Annotated in this window: 17 protein-coding genes; 9 read left to right on the top strand and 8 right to left on the bottom strand. The window is 66.2% G+C overall.

The window, feature by feature from the left end; all coding sequences use genetic code 11:
• The first annotated feature begins 92 nt into the window (after nt 1-92).
• Nucleotides 93-851: a lipoate--protein ligase family protein gene (locus CYJ10_RS29120; protein ID WP_374703321.1), complete on the top strand. Its 759-nt coding sequence runs from the start codon at nt 93-95 to the stop codon at nt 849-851.
• A gap of 16 nt (nt 852-867) precedes the next feature.
• Here CYJ10_RS29120 and CYJ10_RS29115 read toward each other — a convergent pair whose 3' ends face one another.
• Nucleotides 868-1,587 (bottom strand): DUF3047 domain-containing protein, encoded by a 720-nt coding sequence (locus tag CYJ10_RS29115; RefSeq protein WP_180863099.1) that lies wholly within the window; start codon nt 1,585-1,587, stop codon nt 868-870.
• A gap of 165 nt (nt 1,588-1,752) precedes the next feature.
• Here CYJ10_RS29115 and CYJ10_RS29110 point away from each other — a divergent pair, with 165 nt between their 5' ends.
• The 4 genes from CYJ10_RS29110 to CYJ10_RS29095 all read left to right on the top strand — a co-directional run bounded on the left by CYJ10_RS29110 (nt 1,753) and on the right by CYJ10_RS29095 (nt 5,443).
• The gene (locus tag CYJ10_RS29110; protein WP_101684900.1) at nt 1,753-1,965 is read left to right on the top strand and encodes a hypothetical protein; all 213 of its coding nucleotides are present in this window, start codon (nt 1,753-1,755) and stop codon (nt 1,963-1,965) included.
• A gap of 68 nt (nt 1,966-2,033) precedes the next feature.
• Nucleotides 2,034-2,864, top strand: coding sequence for a polysaccharide deacetylase family protein (locus CYJ10_RS29105; RefSeq protein ID WP_257993586.1), 831 nt, complete (start codon nt 2,034-2,036; stop codon nt 2,862-2,864).
• A 95-nt stretch (nt 2,865-2,959) separates the two neighbouring features.
• Complete coding sequence (gene fusA, locus CYJ10_RS29100) at nt 2,960-5,065, top strand: elongation factor G (RefSeq protein ID WP_101684899.1); 2,106 nt, start codon at nt 2,960-2,962, stop codon at nt 5,063-5,065.
• Between the two features lie 126 nt (nt 5,066-5,191).
• Entirely contained in the window at nt 5,192-5,443 is a 252-nt protein-coding gene (locus CYJ10_RS29095; protein ID WP_101684898.1) for a GlsB/YeaQ/YmgE family stress response membrane protein, read from the top strand.
• On the opposite strand, the gene CYJ10_RS29090 is transcribed toward CYJ10_RS29095, so the two are convergent.
• From CYJ10_RS29090 to CYJ10_RS29080, 3 genes are all read right to left on the bottom strand, one after another.
• Entirely contained in the window at nt 5,408-8,533 is a 3,126-nt protein-coding gene (locus tag CYJ10_RS29090; RefSeq protein WP_180863098.1) for a transglycosylase domain-containing protein, read from the bottom strand. The two genes, CYJ10_RS29095 and CYJ10_RS29090, sit on opposite strands and share 36 nt — an antisense overlap.
• 298 nt (nt 8,534-8,831) lie before the next feature.
• A complete protein-coding gene (locus CYJ10_RS29085) occupies nt 8,832-9,857 on the bottom strand; it encodes an aldo/keto reductase (protein WP_101684897.1) in 1,026 nt (341 codons plus the stop codon).
• Nucleotides 9,858-10,017: 160 nt separating this feature from the next.
• Nucleotides 10,018-10,932, bottom strand: a complete 915-nt coding sequence (locus CYJ10_RS29080; protein ID WP_101684919.1) for a LysR family transcriptional regulator — start codon at nt 10,930-10,932, stop codon at nt 10,018-10,020.
• A gap of 105 nt (nt 10,933-11,037) precedes the next feature.
• On the opposite strand from CYJ10_RS29080, the gene CYJ10_RS29075 reads away from it, so the two are divergent.
• A complete protein-coding gene (locus tag CYJ10_RS29075) occupies nt 11,038-12,291 on the top strand; it encodes an SGNH/GDSL hydrolase family protein (RefSeq protein WP_101684896.1) in 1,254 nt (417 codons plus the stop codon).
• Nucleotides 12,292-12,363: 72 nt separating this feature from the next.
• Here the strand turns inward: CYJ10_RS29075 and argG are convergent, their stop codons facing one another.
• On the bottom strand, nt 12,364-13,689 hold the full coding sequence (gene argG, locus CYJ10_RS29070; RefSeq protein WP_101684895.1) for an argininosuccinate synthase: 1,326 nt from the start codon (nt 13,687-13,689) through the stop codon (nt 12,364-12,366).
• A gap of 255 nt (nt 13,690-13,944) precedes the next feature.
• Here argG and CYJ10_RS29065 point away from each other — a divergent pair, with 255 nt between their 5' ends.
• The 3 genes from CYJ10_RS29065 (at nt 13,945) to CYJ10_RS29055 (ending at nt 15,332) form a co-directional block, all read left to right on the top strand.
• Nucleotides 13,945-14,373, top strand: coding sequence for a VOC family protein (locus CYJ10_RS29065; RefSeq protein ID WP_101684894.1), 429 nt, complete (start codon nt 13,945-13,947; stop codon nt 14,371-14,373).
• A gap of 85 nt (nt 14,374-14,458) precedes the next feature.
• Nucleotides 14,459-14,662 carry a SlyX family protein gene (locus CYJ10_RS29060; protein ID WP_101684893.1) on the top strand — a complete coding sequence of 68 codons (204 nt, stop codon included), beginning with the start codon at nt 14,459-14,461 and terminating at the stop codon, nt 14,660-14,662.
• A gap of 85 nt (nt 14,663-14,747) precedes the next feature.
• On the top strand, nt 14,748-15,332 hold the full coding sequence (locus tag CYJ10_RS29055) for a DUF1439 domain-containing protein (RefSeq protein WP_101684892.1): 585 nt from the start codon (nt 14,748-14,750) through the stop codon (nt 15,330-15,332).
• 7 nt (nt 15,333-15,339) lie between these two features.
• Here CYJ10_RS29055 and CYJ10_RS29050 read toward each other — a convergent pair whose 3' ends face one another.
• The 3 genes from CYJ10_RS29050 to CYJ10_RS35300 all read right to left on the bottom strand — a co-directional run bounded on the left by CYJ10_RS29050 (nt 15,340) and on the right by CYJ10_RS35300 (nt 17,785).
• On the bottom strand, nt 15,340-16,236 hold the full coding sequence (locus CYJ10_RS29050; RefSeq protein ID WP_101684891.1) for a DMT family transporter: 897 nt from the start codon (nt 16,234-16,236) through the stop codon (nt 15,340-15,342).
• Nucleotides 16,237-16,595: 359 nt separating this feature from the next.
• Nucleotides 16,596-17,450: an NAD-dependent protein deacetylase gene (locus tag CYJ10_RS29045; RefSeq protein WP_101684890.1), complete on the bottom strand. Its 855-nt coding sequence runs from the start codon at nt 17,448-17,450 to the stop codon at nt 16,596-16,598.
• A complete protein-coding gene (locus tag CYJ10_RS35300; RefSeq protein WP_374703320.1) occupies nt 17,447-17,785 on the bottom strand; it encodes an oxidoreductase-like domain-containing protein in 339 nt (112 codons plus the stop codon). Before CYJ10_RS35300 ends, CYJ10_RS29045 begins: the two co-directional genes overlap by 4 nt.
• Nucleotides 17,786-17,809 lie beyond the last annotated feature (24 nt).

Genomic DNA, 17,809 nt, shown 5'->3' with positions numbered 1-17,809 from the left:
GGCGCATGGCGTAAGCTGCACGTGAAATCGGTGATAGGGGGCCTGCCAGGTCTCTTGTCGGGTGCCTTGCCAGGCCAACCTTTCGAGTTGCCATGACCTTGATGCACGCCACGACGTTTTCGTTTGTCGACCCCGACCCCGCCGAGGCCGATCCGCTGCAGGGCGAACTGGCATTGCTGGATCACGCCGCCCGCACTGGCCCCGTGGCGCAGTTGTGGGAAGCGCCGCTGTCCCTGGTGATCCCGCGCAGCTACCTGCGCCAGCCCGGCATCGAGGCGGCCCGCGCCGATTTTGCCGCCCGGGGATGCCCGGTGTGGCTGCGCATGTCGGGCGGCGGCCTGGTGCCGCAGGGGCCGGGCATCCTCAATGTCAGCCTGGCCTATGCCGTGCCGAAGGGCGCCGCCACCTGGATGGAACCGGTCTACCTGCACCTGTGCGAGGTCATCGCCGCCGGCCTGCGCCAGGTGGGCGTGGAGACGCACTGGCAGGCCGTGGAGGGGTCGTTCTGCGATGGCCGGTACAACCTGGCATGGGGGCCCGGCGACCGCGCGCGCAAGATCGCCGGCACGGCCCAGTATTGGCGCCGGGCGCCGTCCGACGCGCAGACGCCCGACGGCCAGCGCCACCTAGTACTGGCGCATGCCATCCTGCTGGTGGATGCCGATCCGCAGGACATCAACGCGCGAGCCAACGCATTTGAAGCGGCAATCGGCAGCGGGCGGCACTATGACCCGGCCAAGGTAGTCAGCGTCAGGGAAGCCGCCGGGCTGGACGACGCCAGCGGGCTCACCGCGCGCGTGTCGTCGGCGATACAGGCGGCCATCGCGGCCACCATCCCGCCCGGGTGCTAGGTTCTGTGCGTCAGCGCTACTTGCCGGGCTGGAAGGCGATATCGCCGTACCAGGCCCGCGCCGTGGCGCCAGTGTTGTCGGTGTCGGTCAGCATGCCGTAGCCGGTGAGCTTGCCAGGCGCTTCGTGGAAGGCCTTCTGGAAATCGCTGACGACGTTGCGGCGCAGGGTCTGCCACTTGCCGGCCTCGTTGCCCACCACGATCATCTGCACGCGGCTGGTATGCGGGTTGGCGATGATGGTGCCCACCGGCGCGCTGCTCGTCCAGATATACATCAGCGTAGCGTAGGGCAGCTTCTCGCCTGCCACGCCGGCGGCCAGCGATTCGGCACGGTCGCCAATCGACAGGTTGCTGCTGCGGCCATCGAAGAAGAACACCAGGCGCGCCGGGGCATCTTCCTTGGCGCCCACGCTGTTGTCGGCGCCCGGAATGGCCGACGACACCTTCCAGCGCCATTCCACGACCGGCGTTTTGGACAGGTCGACATCGCCTTCGTGGACCAGCCCCGACGCGGCGCCGTCGGCATCGGCCTGCAGCACCGTGGTACCTTGTGACGCCACCAGCGTATAGCGGGTCAGCTTCTTGCCGGACACCACGGGGCGGTTCTGCCAGCCATCGGGCAGCGCGCCGCCGGGCTTGCCGGCCGAGAACGAAACGCCGGGGCCGTCTGCCAGGGCGGGCATGGCTGTGCAGCACAGCAGGACGGAAAGCAGGACAGCAATGGGGGGGCGCACCATGGGGATCGCCTTCCTGTTCAAGGGTGGGAGGGTTCGCGGGAGCTTCACGAATTCCCCATCATTCTAGGTAGCCCGCCGGAAACGTGCCGTGAGCCGGCGGCTGATTGCGCGATCGGACGCGCACTGACATCACCCAAGCGACAAGACATCAAGGGGAATGCGGGGATGGGACTGCTGATCGAAGTCATCGGCTGGCTGTTCATGGAACTGATCTTCTACGGGGTGTTCTATGCCATCGGCTGGGTCGTCCTGATGGCCGTCACCTTTGGGAACTATCCTGGCCGCTGGCGTGGGCCCGACAACCTGACCGACGCGGAGCTGGTTGCCCTTGTTGGATTGATCGCCACGGTTATCGTCGTGGTCATCGTCGTGAAATAGCCCTTAAAGTCACTTTTACCTTGCATCCCCCTGCCCTTTCCTTTTTTCGCCCCCTCATCACAGCGGCCTTGGCCGCCGTCGCACTGGCCTTGCCGGGCTGCTCGCTGGGCCCGGTCACGCCGCTGCCATCCGACACCGCCGCCGGGCTGGCGCCGGTGCGCTTCCTGCTGACGTTCGACGATGGCCCGGACACCGGCCCCTATGGCGGGACGCCGCTGATCCTGCGCCAGTTGGCCGACAACCCTGTCACGCCGGGCGTCAAGGCGATCTTTTTTGTCCAGACCGAGCACCCGCGCCGTGGCGGCGGGCCGGAAGGCCGCGCGCAGATGCACGAAACCTGTGTGCAGGGCCAGCTGATGGCCGTCCACAGCGGCATGGTGGGCGGCCATATTCCGCATACGAAGCTGGCACCCGATGTCCTGGCGGCGTCGCTGCGGCGCGGGCAAGCCGATATCGCGGCCCAGTGCGGACAGGCACTTGCCGTGGTGCGGCCGCCCGATTGGGCTTACAGCGTCGGTACGCAGGCCGTGTACGCCGAGCTGGGCTTGGGGATGCTCATGGCCGACGCCAATGCGCGCGACGGCAAGATCTATGGCTGGACCATCAGCTTGCGCCGCCGCCCGCACATGCGCCACGAGCTGGAGCACGTGGGGCAGGCGATGGCGGCGCACCGCCTGCCGACCGTGGATGGCGTGACGCCCGTAATCGTGGCATTCCACGACCCCAACGGCTTCACGGCATCGCACATGACGGAATACCTGCGCATCCTAGTGGAGACTGCCCGCGACAACGGCTTGCCACTGGCCGACCCGCCGTTCTATACCGATACTCAGGCAGCCGCGCGTGCCGCACTGGCGCGCGCCGCAGCAGGCATCTACGCACGCGAAAGCTGGCCCTGATTTCCCGCTATGCCTTATGCGGCATGGGGAAATACGCGCGTATCGCGGAAGTGCTACGCTTGTCGGCCCGTGGTGCCCGAACCAGGAGAAACACCGTGCCCCGCAAGACCCCCATCGAACGCTACCGCAACATTGGCATCAGCGCACACATTGACGCCGGCAAGACGACGACGACGGAGCGCATCCTCTTCTACACCGGCGTGAATCACAAGTTGGGCGAGGTCCATGACGGCGCGGCCACCATGGACTGGATGGAGCAGGAGCAGGAGCGCGGCATCACCATCACGTCGGCCGCCACCACGGCGTTCTGGAAGGGAATGGCCGGCAACTATCCCGAGCACCGCATCAACATCATCGACACGCCGGGCCACGTCGACTTCACGATCGAGGTGGAACGCTCGATGCGCGTGCTCGACGGCGCCTGCATGGTCTACGACGCCGTGGGCGGCGTGCAGCCGCAATCGGAAACCGTCTGGCGCCAGGCCAACAAGTACAACGTGCCGCGCATCGCGTTCGTCAACAAGATGGACCGCGTGGGCGCCGACTTCCTGCGCGTGCGCGACCAGATCATCAGCCGCCTCAAGGGCAATCCCGTGCCGATCCAGATTCCGGTCGGCGCCGAGGACAACTTCCAGGGCGTGGTCGACCTGGTCAAGATGCGGGCCATCGTCTGGGACGATACCAGCCAGGGCGTGCATTTCGAATACACCGACATTCCGGCCGACCTGAAGGACCTGGCCCAGGAATGGCACGACAAGATGATCGAGGCCGCCGCCGAGGCCAGCGAGGAACTGCTCGAGAAATACCTGAGCGGCGAGGCGCTGAGCGAGGACGAGATCAAGGCCGCGCTGCGCAAGCGCACGGTAGCTGGCGAGATCCAGCCGATGCTGTGCGGCAGCGCGTTCAAGAACAAGGGCGTGCAGGCCATGCTCGACGCCGTGATCGACTACCTGCCCTCGCCGGTGGACGTGCCCGCCATCCTGGGCCACACCGAAGACGACAAGGAAGCGGAACGCCATCCGAGCGATGACGAGCCGTTCTCCGCGCTGGCGTTCAAGATCATGACCGACCCGTTTGTCGGCCAACTGATCTTTTTCCGCGTGTATTCTGGCGTTGTCAATTCTGGCGATACGGTCTACAACCCGGTGAAGGGCAAGCGCGAACGGCTGGGCCGCATCCTGCAGATGCACGCCAACGTGCGCAACGAGATCAAGGAAGTGCGCGCTGGCGATATTGCCGCCGCCGTGGGCCTGAAGGAAGCCACCACGGGCGACACGCTGTGCGACCCCGACAAGGTCATCATCCTGGAGCGGATGTCGTTCCCCGAGCCCGTGATCTCGCAGGCCGTGGAGCCGAAGACCAAGGCCGACCAGGAAAAGATGGGCATCGCGCTGAACCGCCTGGCGCAGGAAGATCCGTCGTTCCGCGTGGCCACCGACGAGGAATCGGGCCAGACCATCATCTCGGGCATGGGCGAGCTGCACCTGGAAATCCTGGTGGACCGCATGAAGCGCGAGTTCGGCGTGGAAGCATCCGTCGGCAAGCCGCAGGTGGCCTACCGTGAGACCATCAAGAGCGCGGCCAAGGACGTGGAGGGCAAGTTCGTCAAGCAGTCGGGCGGGCGCGGCCAGTACGGCCACGTGGTGCTGAACGTGGAACCGCTGCCGCAGGGCGGCGGCTACGAATTCGTCGATGCGATCAAGGGCGGCGTGGTGCCGCGCGAGTTCATCCCGGCGGTGGACAAGGGCATCAAGGAGACGTTGGAGACCGGCGTGCTGGCCGGCTACCCGGTGGTGGACGTCAAGGCGACGCTGGTGTTCGGGTCGTACCACGACGTGGACTCGAACGAAAACGCGTTCCGCATGGCCGGCTCGATGGCTTTCAAGGAAGGCATGCGCCGCGCCAAGCCGGTGCTGCTGGAGCCGATGATGGCCGTCGAGGTGGAGACGCCCGAGGAATTCACCGGCAACGTGATGGGCGACCTGTCGTCAAGGCGTGGCATCGTGCACGGCATGGAGGACATCGCGGGCGGCGGCGGCAAGATCGTGCGTGCCGAGGTGCCACTGGCGACGATGTTCGGCTATTCCACGTCGCTGCGCTCGTTGACGCAAGGCCGCGCCACGTTCACGATGGAGTTCAAGCACTACGCGGAAGCGCCGGCCAATGTGGCCGAGGCCGTGATCACTTCGCGCAAGACCTGAACTGCTCCGGGCCTGAAGGCAGTGCGGCGCGCCAGCCCGCTGGCGCGCCGCCGATGTACCCCGGTTCGTCACATGACGGTGGCACGATGGGCCACCGGTCCCTCTTCGCAACGGAAGGAGCGCTTCATGATGGCATTTCTCGGTACGGTATTCGTTGGCCTGATCGTCGGGTTGCTTGCGCGGGCCATCAAGCCCGGCGACGACAAGATGGGCTGGATCATGACCATCATCCTTGGGGTGCTGGGCGCCCTGCTGGCCGGCTACATGGGCCGCGCGATGGGTTTCTACCGCGCAGGCGAACCCGTTGGCTGGATCGCCTCGATCATCGGCGCCATCGTTCTGCTATTTATTTACGACGCGGTCCGCCGCAAGCGCTAGGTTCGTCGGCGCCGGGTCGTCGGTCGCGGGCGCCATTAAAGCCGTCGATGGCTGGATAGCGATCGTGCTGTTGTCCTGGCAGCGCAGCAGCGTGGCATCGCTGCCCGGCGCGGCCATGGCCGTGATCTGCGGGGCCAGCGCCCGCAACACCCGCACCGCCAGCGCGCTGGTGAACGAGTAACGCGCCGCGTACGGCTCGCGTACGTGCAGCGTGACCGTGCCGAAGTACCGGTTGCCCACCAGGAAGACGAATGTCGCTGAGCGGTTCACCGTGCGTGACGCGATCACGCGTCCGCCCGGCCCATAGGTCTGGAACACCTGCTCGCCCGTGCCGGTCTTGCCGGCGATCTGCAGGGGCGCCCCCTGCGGCTGGCCCTTGCGGTTCAGCGGCACGAACGCGCCGTTGATCGACTTGGCAGTACCCCGCTGCACCACATCCAGCATCGACTGCCGCACCAGTACCGCAATTTCGGGCGCGATCAGCGGCTTGCCCGGGCTGGGCTGCAGGCTGTACGTGGTGGCGTAGGGCGTGGCCGCCGCGAACGCGAACATGCGCACCGTGGACGGCTGGGCATCCACACCGTTGTTCAGTATGATGCCGGCCAGTTCGGCCAGGGCCGACGGCCGGTCGCCCGATGCTCCGATCGACGTGGCGTACGACGGCGTCAGCGAATCGAACGGATACCCCAGCCGCTGCCAGCGCCTGGCGATCTTCTCGAAGGCCTCGCGCTCCAGCAGCGTGCGAATGCGGCCATCCTGCCCCAGCTTACTGCGCGTCTTGAACAGCCAGGCATACACGGTCTGCCGCTCGGACGCGCTCTGCTGCAGCACTTCCTTCAGCGGGGCGTCGGGATGGGTGCCCAGGTACTCCACCATCCACAGCTCCAGCGGATGGATGCGGGACAGGTAGCCGCGGTCGTTGAGGTTGAACTTGTCGTGGCCGTACTTGGTGTAGAGCTTCTGCAGGTCGTCGTCATCGAGCTTCTGCTTGGGCATCCACTGGCGCAGCGTGCGGGCGAAAGTTTCGTAATCGGTATTGGGACGCGCGCTCAGCAACGCCACCGATAGCCGCACGGCGCCCAGATGCGGCGTGGGCTGCTTCACGCGGCCAAGCAGCACCTGCAGCCGCTCGTCGTTGGTCTTGCCCCGGTAGCGCTGCCAGAAATTCACCATGAAGGCGCTGCCTTCCTCGTCGGCAAAGCGCTCCAGGTAGGGGCGGCGACCCGGGTCGGTGCGATCCTCGAGCAGCGACCCGGCTTCGGGATGCGCCAGAGAGACCTCGTAGCGCACGATGTCGCGCATCATGCGGATGAACACGAGGTTGACCGAATGCTGGAACCCGATGCGCACGGTCATCTGCCGTTCGCCTTCCCACTTCTCGAAGTTCGTGAAGCTCTGCAGGCCGCCGCCGGTGTAGAACGCCTCGCCCGGATTGCCCGAGTACTTGCGCTCCATCGCGGCGTCAAGCATGGCGGCCCGCTCGCGGTCCGCGGGCTTGGCCTTGATCAGATAGTCCACCGCCCACCGCGTCAGCACATCCTGGCGAGGCACCTGCAGCGCCTTCAGTTCCGCCACGCTCATGTCCGCATAGCGGTCGTGCAATTCGTTGATGACTTCCAGGTACGTGACCAGCGTGCGCAGCTTGGCGGTGGAACCCAGGTTCAGCCGCGCACCCGCATTGATGTCGAACGGCTGATCGACGTTGTCCGTCTGCACCCGCACGACAGCCGCGTTGCCCACGCGCTCGAACAGCGTGAAGCTGGCCACGAGCCGCGACGGATCGTCGTTGTCCTTGAGCAGGTTCTTGCCATAGAGCCCCATCTCGCGGGCGCCGTCCTTGGTGCCCACGCGCAGCAGCGTCTCGGTCACCTTGCGCTGTGCCTCGCGATTGACCGTGCTGTCGACGGTCAGGTCGAGGCGGTCTAGGTCGTAGCGGCTGTCTACATGCAGCATGTGCTGCACGTCGTTGCGTACCTGGTTGATCGCCTTGCGCGAGACCCACGGATCGGGCCGGGGCCGTTGCGGCGGGGTCGACTTGTCCAGCGATTGCGCCAGTGCGGCGTCACGCAATTCCGGCGTAATGGCATTGGACGACGCCAGCAGGCGCAGGTAGCTGCCGGTCAGCGCATCGAGATTGGTGTCGTCACGCCGCAGGTGGTAAGACGGCCGCCGCTGCGAAATGATCAGCGACAGCACCCGCTTGTACACCTGCGCCGCACGGGGCGACGGGTTGCGCGGATCCATCTCGTGCAGCAACTGGTTGGCTTCCGCAAAATCCTCGCCGTACCAGACGTACAGCGCATCGCCAACGCCTTCGATTTCGCCATGGCCCGACCGCGCCGACAGCGGCACCGTGTTGACATAGTCAACCACGATGTTCTCGCGCGCCCGCTGCGTATCTGGCCCGTCGCGATAGGCGCGCAGTGAAGCGGAGGTCATCTGTCGCAGCTTGTCGGCAATCGACTGCGTCTTGCCTTCGGGCGAATGACGGTATTTCTCGATCTGCGTGGCCAGCGTGCTGCCGCCGGGCTGGCGATGGTTACGGTCGACCAGGCGGATACCCTGGTCCATCACCGCGCGCGAGAACCGGCGCCAATCTAGCGCCGGATTCATCATCGGGTATTCGGGATTGAGCAGGTTCTGGTTCTCGACGAACAGCAGCGACGCCACCAGCACCTTCGGAATCGAATCAAAATTCTCGTACTGCCGCTGCGGATAGCGGTCATAAGACATCGTCAAGGCATTGCAGTCGCGAATCAGCAACCCAGCCTGGGTCTTCTCCCGGTACGGCGGGAAAATGCCCTGGTCCATCAGCCGGACCATGTCATATGACATGCGCGACTGCGATGTCGTGACGTAGCCTTCTCGAAGTAATCGTTCGCCAAATTCGCCAAGGCGCTCATAGCCAAGGCGCAGGTCGTAGGGACCGGAGTGCGGATAGCGGATGCTGTCGCTGGGGCCGGGCAGAATTTCGTAGGTCAACGCCTTGCCCAGCCGGCTCATGTAACGAGCCTGCCATTGAGAAGTCTGAGCCTCGTTGGCAACGAGGCTCACGACAATGTACGCGCCGCCGCATACGGCGACAGCCATCCCTACAAGGACCCAGCCACGACGTGACACGTTTCGCATCCGGTTGCGCCGGGCCTGCCGTTTCGGCAGGCGTCGCCGGCTCAAAGCCTGCGCCACATGGCCTTCATTTGAAGGCCACCGCGTGTATTTATATTACGCGTATCGGCTGCGGAATGTGGGACGGAAGTTGGCGCCCGCACGTATTCAAACGTACCAGCGTGCGCGCCGCGCAACAGGCAGCTTGGGCATCACACGTGCTTGTATTTCAGGCGTGGGATGCCGGCTGCCTTTGTCGTTTTTACGCTGTGGCCGGATACGCTCAGGCCGCGTCGACGGGCCGTCCGCCGAACGGATAGTTCGGGTCGTTGTAGCCATGCGTGGACGCATGGCCGCGCGGCACCAGGTCATCGATCATCGCTTCTTCCTGCGCAGAGATGACCGCACCCACTGCACCAAAATAGTCCTCGAACTGCGCCAGTGTGCGCGGGCCGGCGATAACCGAACTGATGATCGGATTCGCCAGCACCCAGGCGGTGGCAAACTGGCCCGGCGTCAGGCCGCGCCCTTCTGCGTGCGCCTTCAACGTCTGGGCGATGACCAGCGACTCCTCGCGGAATTCGGTTTCCATCATGCGCCGGTCGGCGCGGCCGGCGCGCGAATCCGCCTGCGGCGCCTGCCCCGGCAAGTACTTTCCGGTGAGCACGCCCCGTGCGATCGGGCTGTACGGCACCACACCCAGGCCGTAATGCTGGCACGCGGGCAGAATTTCCACCTCGGGCATGCGGTTCAGCAGGTTGTAGTACGGCTGGCATGCCACCGGTCGCGGCACGCCCAGCTTGTCGCACAGCGCGGCGATCTCGGCAATGCGCCAGCCCCGGAAGTTCGACACCGCCCAGTAGCGGATCTTGCCCGCGCGGATCAGGTCGCCCATCGCGCGAACCGGCTCCTCCAGGTTGGCACCGGCGAAGTCGCGGTGCAAGTAGAGGATGTCGATGAACTCGGTATCCAGCCGACGCAGGCTGTCTTCCACCTCGCGGAGGATCCAGGTGCGCGAGTAGTTCTGCTGGTTCGGACCACTGCCCATCGGGTTGCCCAGCTTGGTGGCCAGCACCCAGTCGTGCCGCTGCCCTTGCAGCAGACGGCCCACCATCGATTCGGACGCACCCTTGGTGTACACGTCGGCCGTGTCGATGAAGTTGACGCCGTGCGCGCGGGCGCTGGCGACGATGCGGCCCGCCTCGGCTTCATCGGTCTGGTCGCCAAACATCATCGTGCCAAGGCACAGGGTGGATACGTTCAGGTTGCTGGCGCCCAGGCGGCGGTATTGCATGGTGAAATCTGGCATAACGAGGTTCCCCGATTAGCGAAGCCGAAGCAGAAAAGGCAAGCGGCCCTGATGATCATCCGGGCCGGCATCGCGCATTGTGCCGTGTTGCGGCCCGGCTTGCAGGGCCGGCCGATGCATGCACCCGGATGCGGACCCACGTGCCGACCTGCGCGCCGACTTACTTGCCGGCCGGGGCAAAGCCCGGCAGCGCCGGCAGGCGCTCGGCCAGGAACGCCAGCAATGCGCGCGTGCGGGCCGGCTGGTATCGGCGCGACGGATAGACCAGAAAGGCCTCCTGCGGCGAGCCGTGCCAGCCCGGCAGCACGGGCACCAGATCGCCCCGGTCCAGCAGGTCCTGCACCAGCCACGCCGGCGTCAAACCCAGCCCGGCCCCGGCCAGAAAGCTCTCACGCATCGCCAGCGAGTTATTGACGCGATAGCGGCAAGGCGCCTCGACACTGGCGGAACGGCCACGTGCATCGGACAGCACGATGTCTTCGCCAGTCGCCAGCCACGTGAAGCGTAGCAACTGATGGTCGATCAGGTCGGCCGGCTGCCTCAGCGGCGGGTGACGGGCGAGGTAGCCGGGCGCGGCCACCAGCATGCGTGGCGATACGGCGATGCGGCGGGCCACCACATTCGGGGGCAACGACGCGCCCAGGCGCAGCGCCACATCGACGCCGGCTTCCACCAGATCGACAAAGCGGTCATCGAACCGCAGATCCACATCGACATCGGGAAAGGCCTGCAGGAATTCGAGCACCAGCGCGTTGAGCCGCAGCACGCCCAGGCTGACCGGTGCGCTGACGATGATCCGGCCGGACGGATGATCGGCCAGGCCGCGCGCCTCGCCCACCGCCTCGCCATAGGCATCGAGCACCGTCAGCGCGTGCGCGTAGAACCGGCGGCCGGCTTCGGTGGGCGTCAGGCGGGTGGTCGTGCGTTCCATCAGGCGGACGCCGAGGTCTGCCTCCAGCGCGGCCACGGTCTTGCTGACGGTTGGCTGTGACGTGCCAAGTTCTCGCGCCACCGCCGACAGGCTGCCCAGTTCCATCGCCCGCACGAACACGCGCATTGCCTTGAGAGTATCCATGGTCGTCATTCCCGAATGGCATAAGCGATATGCCATTCTGCCAGCTACCTGCGCATTTCGGAATGAGTGACATTGGGACCCTCACTACGACTTCAGGAGTCACCGATGTTCTCAACCTCATGGATGCGTGCGATGGCGCTGTCCGGCAGCCTGCTTTCCGGTGCGGGCCTGGCCGCGCAGCCCACGACCGACGCCAGCCACGCCACCACCTGGACCACCACGTGGATGGCCAGCCAGCAAGCCGTCTGGGCCGCAGGCGCCCAGCCGTTGCCCACCGGATTGCCCGAGGCCATCCACGACGCCACCGTGCTGCAGCGCGTGCGTATCAGCGTGGGCGGCCGGCGCGTGCGGCTGGTGCTGTCGAACCAGTACGGCCAGCAGGCCATCCACATCGGCGCGGCGGGCGTGCACGGCACGGCGGCCCACATCGGGCGCGCTGTCACGTTTGCGGGTCGCCCTGCAGTGACCGTGCCGGCCGGCGGCACGGTGACGAGCGATCCGGTTGAACTCGACGCGCCGGCGTTCGACACTCTGGCCGTCAGCCTCTACCTGCCGCAGCCCACGACGCTGGCATCGTTCCACTGGGACGGACGCCAGACGGCGCACATCGCCCCGGGAAATCAGGTGGATATCGGGGGACAGCCCGCGCTGCAACAGGCGCGCACGTTCCAGGCGCGCGTCCTGCTGGCCGCCGTCGACATCGAAACGCCAGAACCCCGTCCTACCGTGGTGGCCATTGGCGACTCCATCACCGAAGGCAATGGTGCGACACCCGATGCCGACCGCCGATGGCCGGATCAACTGGCGAATCGGCTCGCTCACCAGCACGTCGCCGTTCTCAATGCCGGCATTTCGGGCGGCCAGTTGCTGCGCGACGGCATGGGCGAATCGGGCCTGGCGCGCTTCGGGCATGACGTGCTCGCCGTGCCGCAGGTGCGCAGCGTGGTGCTGGCCCTGGGCATCAACGATATCGGCTGGCCCGGATCAATGTTTGCACCGGACCACAAGCTGCCGACCGTGGATGAACTCGCAGACGGGTATCGCAAGCTGGTGGCGCAAGCCCACGCCCGCGGCGTGCGCGTCATCGGCGCCACCATCACGCCATTCGCGGGCGCGCTCGACGGCAGCCCGATCCATGGCTATTCCTCGTCAGAAAAAGAAGCGCTGCGGCAGCGGGTGAACCACTGGATCCGCACCAGCGGCGCGTTCGACGCGGTGGCCGATTTCGACGCCGCCGTGCGCGACCCGGCCCGCCCGGACCGCCTACTGCCGGCGCTCGACAGCGGCGACCACCTGCACCCGGGCGATCACGGCTATGCGGCCATGGCGGCGGCCATCGATGCCGCGCAGCTGTTCTGAGCCATAAAAAACCGGCACGATCGCTCGTGCCGGTTTTCTGATTCAGCGTGCCTTTGAGGCAGCTGCGAAGGCTCAGTCTTCGAGCTTGGGCAGCGCCGCGCTGATCTGCGACGACAGCAGGCCGGTCTTGGCATACGTCTGCAGCTTCTCGCGCGTGTCCACGATGTCGAGCGTACGCATCGTCAGCTGGCCGATACGGTCCAGCGGCGTGAACATCGACTCGCCCTTTTCCATCGTCAGGCGCTCGGGCTTGTACGTCAGGTTCGGCGAGGTGGTGTTCAGGATCGAGTAGTCGTTGCCGCGGCGCAGTTCGATGGTCACTTCGCCAGTAATGGCGCCCGCCACCCAGCGCTGGGCGGTTTCGCGCAGCATGATGGCTTGCGGATCGAACCAGCGGCCCTGGTACAACAGGCGGCCCAGACGGCGGCCGTTGTCGCGGTACTGCTCGATGGTGTCTTCGTTGTGGATGCCGGTGATCAGGCGCTCGTAAGCGATGAACAGCAGCGCCAGGCCCGGGGCTTCATAGATGCCGCGGCTCTTGGCTTCGATGATGCGGTTCTCGATCTGGTCGCTCATGCCCAGGCCGTGACGACCACCGATGACATTGGCTTCCATGAACAGGTCCACGGCGTTGGCGAACGTCTTGCCGTTCAGCGCCACCGGCTGGCCTTCCTCGAAGCGCACGGTCACTTCCTCGCGCTTCACTTCCACTTCATCGCGCCAGAACTGCACGCCCATGATCGGCTGGACGATGCGGATGCCCGAATTCAGGTGCTCCAGATCCTTGGCCTCGTGCGTGGCGCCGAGCATGTTCGAGTCGGTCGAGTAGGCCTTTTCAGCCGACATCTTGTACGCATGGCCGTGCTGGCGCATGAATTCCGACATTTCGGCGCGGCCGCCCAGTTCGTCGATGAACTGCTGGTCCAGCCACGGCTTGTAGATCTGCAGGCCCGGGTTGGTCAGCAGCCCGTAGCGGTAGAAACGCTCGATGTCATTGCCCTTGAACGTGCTGCCATCGCCCCAGATGTTGACGCCGTCGTCCTTCATCGCGGCCACCAGCATCGTACCGGTCACCGCACGGCCGATCGGCGTGGTGTTGAAGTAGGTCACGCCGGCGGTGGAGATATGGAACGCACCGCACTGCAGCGCGGCAATGCCTTCGGCCACCAGTTGGGTGCGGCAGTCCACCAAGCGGGCGGCTTCGGCGCCGTAGGCCATGGCACGGCGCGGAATGTCGTCGTAGTCCGGCTCGTCCGGCTGGCCCAGATTGGCGGTGTAGGCGTAGGGAACGGCGCCCTTCTGACGCATCCAGAGGAGCGCGGCGCTGGTGTCCAGGCCGCCCGAGAATGCGATACCGACGCGCTGGCCGGAAGGAATGTGCTGCAGGATGGTAGTCATCGCCAGAAAACCAGGTGAATTTGTCGGCTCTTGGGGCGCCCCCGCACGATCAAACCGTGCGGCGAGCCGGTCCGGCGCCCGAAACTCGTAACCGTGAATTGTGACATGGCCCGGCGTCAGCGCCAAACGCAGGGGCCCCGAAAATAAATGTGGACATCGTACAGACCGTCAACTAGTCTATTGTGGACGACGTACACAAGCGCCGCTTCCGCACAACGCCCGGGTTGCCCGGGCCCAACCCAGCAGGAGATGTCGATGCCTTCAAAAGTCCAGTCCTACCTGTTTTTCGATGGTCGCGCAGAGGAAGCGGCCGAGTTTTACAAGACCGCCGTCGGTGCGAAGGTGGAAGGGTTGATGCGTTTCAAGGATGCCCCGCCCGATGCGGGCCCCGGCTGCGGCCCGGCCCCTGGCAGCGGCGACAAGGTCATGCACATGGCCCTGCAGATTGGCGATACGACGATCATGGGGTCTGACGGCGAGAACAAGGGCCAGGCCGAGTTCAAGGGCTTTGCGCTGTCGATCACGGTGGCCAGCGCAGCCGAGGTGGACAAGACCCTCGGCGCGCTGTCGCAGGGCGGCCATTTGGTCATGGCGGCCGCGCCCACGTTCTTCAGCGAGCGCTTCGGCATGGTGGCCGACAAGTTCGGCATCACGTGGATGGTGCTGGTCGCGCCCAAGGAATAGCGGCATCGCGCAGCTGATCCATCTGCCTCCGGCTGGGCACGGCGTAGCATCCCCTACAATGCCGCACCCAACCGGAGAATCGCTGATGGAATCCCGCCTGATCGATCTCGAAATCAAGGTCGCCTTCCAGGAGGACCTGATCGAGACGCTCAACCTGACCGTTGCCCGCCAGCAGCAGCAGCTCGACCTGCTGCAGGCCCAGTTCCGTGCGCTCTACCAGCAGGTGCGCGCTGCCGCACCTACGGGCGCCGAGGGCAACCCGCAGCACGAGATCCCGCCGCATTACTGAAGCTGACGTAGCGCATGGCGCACAATCCGGAACGATCACCACGCTGGCCGGGTCACACGGGCTATCGACAGACCGTTCCGCCTCCATGCCCCTGACCGCCCAGCCTTCACGCCCCACTCGCCACCTGCGACGATTCCTGGCCCTGGCCATCACCGCCACAGCCCTTGGCACGGCCCACGCCGGCTACAACGTCTGGACCGGCGAATATACGTTCACCAAGGCCGAACTGCAGAGCGCCGTGGCCAAGAAGTTTCCGACCACCCTGCGCTATGGCGAGCTGGTCAGCGTGCAGCTGTCGAATCCGCGGCTGGTGCTCGACCAGGCCACCAACCGCGTGACCACGCAGATGGACGCGGCCATGTCCAACACGATCCTGCCGGCGCCGCCGGTCAACGGCACGATGTCGCTGAACAGCGGCGTGAAGTACGACCCCACGCGCCGCGCCGTACTGCTGGACAATCCCACCGTCCAGGACGTGCAGGTACAGGGCATGAACCAGTACACGCCGCAACTCAACGCCATCGGCGCCGTGGTGGCCGAGCAGTTGCTCAAGGACTATCCGCTCTACACGTTCAAGCCCGAGGAACTGCGCTTCAATGGCAAGGATGTGCAGCCGGGCGCCATCACCGTGACACCCGGCGGCATCAGCGTGAAGGTCGACCTGCACTAGCCCGGCGCTAACGCGCGGGCCGGAACACCAGCGCCAGGCCCACCGGTATCGCCACCATGCCGACCAGCGCCAGCGGTGCGGGACGGTTGCCGAGGAACAGGTAATCCAGCAGCACGGTGGCCGGCGGCACCAGGTAGAACAGGCTGGTAACGTTGACGAGGTTGCCGCGCTGGATCAGCCGGTAGAACAGCAGCGTGGCCACCACCGAGATCACGATCCCCATCCATAGCAGCGGCACGAAAAATCCGACCATCGACTCGAACCGGAACGGCTGGAACGGCAGGCAGGCCAGGCACATCAGCAGCGCCACCGTGTATTGCAGCGGCAGCACTACCATCGGCGGCTGCTTCACGCCCTTCTGCCAGACGGCCCCGGTCGTCATGCACGCCAGCGCGCCTAGTGCGCAAACCCAGCCGCCGGCCGACAGCCGCGCCGCCAGCAGGCTATCGGCCACGATCGTGACCAGCCCGCCCAGCGCCAGCACCAGTCCGGCCATTCGCACCAGCGAGACGCGCCGCTCCGACCACAGCAGTGTCAGGATCGGCTGCACGCCCAGCACCGTGGCCAGCACGCCCGGCGTCATGCCGTAGTCCAGCGCCAGCAGGTAACAGATCGAATAGCCGCCGATCATCAGCGCGCCAGCCAGGGCTACGCAGCCGCGCGTACCGGCGGCCGGCAGCAGGCGGCGCCGCAGCAGTCCGATCGACGCCAGCACGCCGAGCGCGATGGCAAAGCGCAGCGTCAGGAAGGCAAAGGGCGAGGCGTGCGCCAGGCCCCAGCGGCTGAAGATCGCACCGCCGCTCCACAGCAGCACGAACAACGGGGTGGCGCCATGTGCGGCCAGCAGGCGCGCACGCGTTTGCGTGGCAGCACCTACCGCCACGGCATTTTTCTGGAAAGTCATTGTTGGGTCCTGTCGAAACCACGCAAGCCCCGGCGCGTGCTCACGCGGCACGCGTCAGCACGACATCCATCAGGAAAGCCGGGGACGTAAAGCGGCGGAAATCAGCCGCGGGGGGGCGCCGTCGGAGGCGCCATGGGCGGCGCGAACGGGGGGGGCGCGACAGGACCGGCACCAAGCAGACCGCGCTCGCGCGCTGGCAGGCCGCACGGTTCGGCGACAACGGCAGCAACAGCGAGGGTGGCGATGGCTCGGGGCGTCATGGTGTGATCGGTAGATCGGGGGTGTCAGCCTTGCAGGAGCGCAAGGGCAGCGCAAATGCGCCGGCAACGGTCAGATCCTAGCCGTGCCGGCTGGCGCGGTCAATCAGCCTCGAGCCCCAGCGACGCGGCCAGCCCCGCCAGGGTCGGCCCGATCGGGGCGGAAATCTTGCAGGCCAGCAGCGGATCGGCACGCGTGGTGCCCAGGTTCAGCGCCGCAATCGGCAGGCCGCGTTCGGCGGCCCACAGGCAGAAGCGGTAGCCCGAGAACACGGTCAGCGACGAGCCAATCACCAGCATGCCGTCAGCGGTATCCAGTGCGCGGCGACCCGCGTCCACGCGGTCGCGCGGCACCGACTCGCCAAAGAACACCACGTCCGGCTTGAGCACGCCGCCGCAACGCTCACAATCCGGCACGGCGAAGTTGTCGAACAGCGGCGACTCCAGATGCGCGTCGCCATCGGCCGCCGGCAGCGCGGACACATCGCGGAAATCGGGATTGCGCAGCCAGAGCCAGCGCTGGATATCGACGCGCCGGTATGGCGTGGCGCACGACAGGCACACCACCTGGCCAATGCTGCCGTGCAGCTCGGTCACATTGCGGCTGCCCGCGCGCTGGTGCAGGCCATCCACGTTCTGGGTGACCAGGCCCGCCACGCGCCCGGCGTCGCCCAGCCGCGCCACCACCCGGTGGCTGATGTTCGGCTGCGCGGCGTCCGCCACGGGCCAGCCCACCATGCTGCGCGCCCAGTAGCGCTGGCGCGCAGCATGCCCGCTCAGGAACGCCGTGATCGTCATCGGCGCGGATCGCTGCCAGCGCCCCTGTTCGTCCCGGTAGCCGGGGATGCCGGAATCGGTGCTGATGCCCGCGCCGGTCAGCACGAACAGCCGCGGATGGCGTTCGACATGGTCGAGCAGCGCCGCGCCGGGGTCGTCGTGGTCTGTCGCGTGGCTCACGGGTCCACCTTGACGCGCCCGACCTGGCGCGCTTCCCACGCCTTCAGCTCCTGGCGATAGCGGTCCATCTCGTCGTTGTAGAAATCGAACACGCACGGATCGCAGCCGCTCTGGCAGCACTCGTTGTCGCCGGGGCGCTCGGGCGGCTGCGGCTTGGGATCATCGGGCGGGGGGAAAGGGGCGGCGGCGGACTCGGCGGCGGACACGGCAAGACAGTGGAAGAACAGAACCGCGCCAGTATATGACGCCTGCCCGATCAGGGTCTTTGGTCCAATGCATGCCGAGGCAATCCCTGATATGCAGGAAACCGGGGCGATATTGAATTGTTTCGACAAGGCTGTGCCGGGCTGGGCGCTGCT

Origin of the sequence: Cupriavidus pauculus (assembly GCF_002858765.1) — a bacterium.
GTDB lineage: Bacteria > Pseudomonadota > Gammaproteobacteria > Burkholderiales > Burkholderiaceae > Cupriavidus > Cupriavidus pauculus_B.
The sequence above is the reverse complement of the archived record's forward strand: the minus strand, read 5'-3'. Positions and strand labels throughout refer to the sequence as shown.

Excerpts from the sequence above, each read along its gene's own strand:
- CYJ10_RS29055 (WP_101684892.1), top strand. The coding sequence starts at position 14,748 with ATGCCCCTGACCGCCCAGCCTTCACGCCCCACTCGCCACCTGCGACGA.
- CYJ10_RS29065 (WP_101684894.1), top strand. The coding sequence starts at position 13,945 with ATGCCTTCAAAAGTCCAGTCCTACCTGTTTTTCGATGGTCGCGCAGAG.
- CYJ10_RS29085 (WP_101684897.1), bottom strand. The coding sequence starts at position 9,857 with ATGCCAGATTTCACCATGCAATACCGCCGCCTGGGCGCCAGCAACCTG.
- CYJ10_RS29090 (WP_180863098.1), bottom strand. The coding sequence starts at position 8,533 with ATGGCTGTCGCCGTATGCGGCGGCGCGTACATTGTCGTGAGCCTCGTT.
- CYJ10_RS29110 (WP_101684900.1), top strand. The coding sequence starts at position 1,753 with ATGGGACTGCTGATCGAAGTCATCGGCTGGCTGTTCATGGAACTGATC.
- CYJ10_RS29050 (WP_101684891.1), bottom strand. The coding sequence starts at position 16,236 with ATGACTTTCCAGAAAAATGCCGTGGCGGTAGGTGCTGCCACGCAAACG.
- argG (WP_101684895.1), bottom strand. The coding sequence starts at position 13,689 with ATGACTACCATCCTGCAGCACATTCCTTCCGGCCAGCGCGTCGGTATC.
- CYJ10_RS29115 (WP_180863099.1), bottom strand. The coding sequence starts at position 1,587 with ATGGTGCGCCCCCCCATTGCTGTCCTGCTTTCCGTCCTGCTGTGCTGC.
- CYJ10_RS29080 (WP_101684919.1), bottom strand. The coding sequence starts at position 10,932 with ATGGATACTCTCAAGGCAATGCGCGTGTTCGTGCGGGCGATGGAACTG.
- CYJ10_RS29120 (WP_374703321.1), top strand. The coding sequence starts at position 93 with ATGACCTTGATGCACGCCACGACGTTTTCGTTTGTCGACCCCGACCCC.
- CYJ10_RS29095 (WP_101684898.1), top strand. The coding sequence starts at position 5,192 with ATGATGGCATTTCTCGGTACGGTATTCGTTGGCCTGATCGTCGGGTTG.
- CYJ10_RS29060 (WP_101684893.1), top strand. The coding sequence starts at position 14,459 with ATGGAATCCCGCCTGATCGATCTCGAAATCAAGGTCGCCTTCCAGGAG.
- CYJ10_RS29075 (WP_101684896.1), top strand. The coding sequence starts at position 11,038 with ATGTTCTCAACCTCATGGATGCGTGCGATGGCGCTGTCCGGCAGCCTG.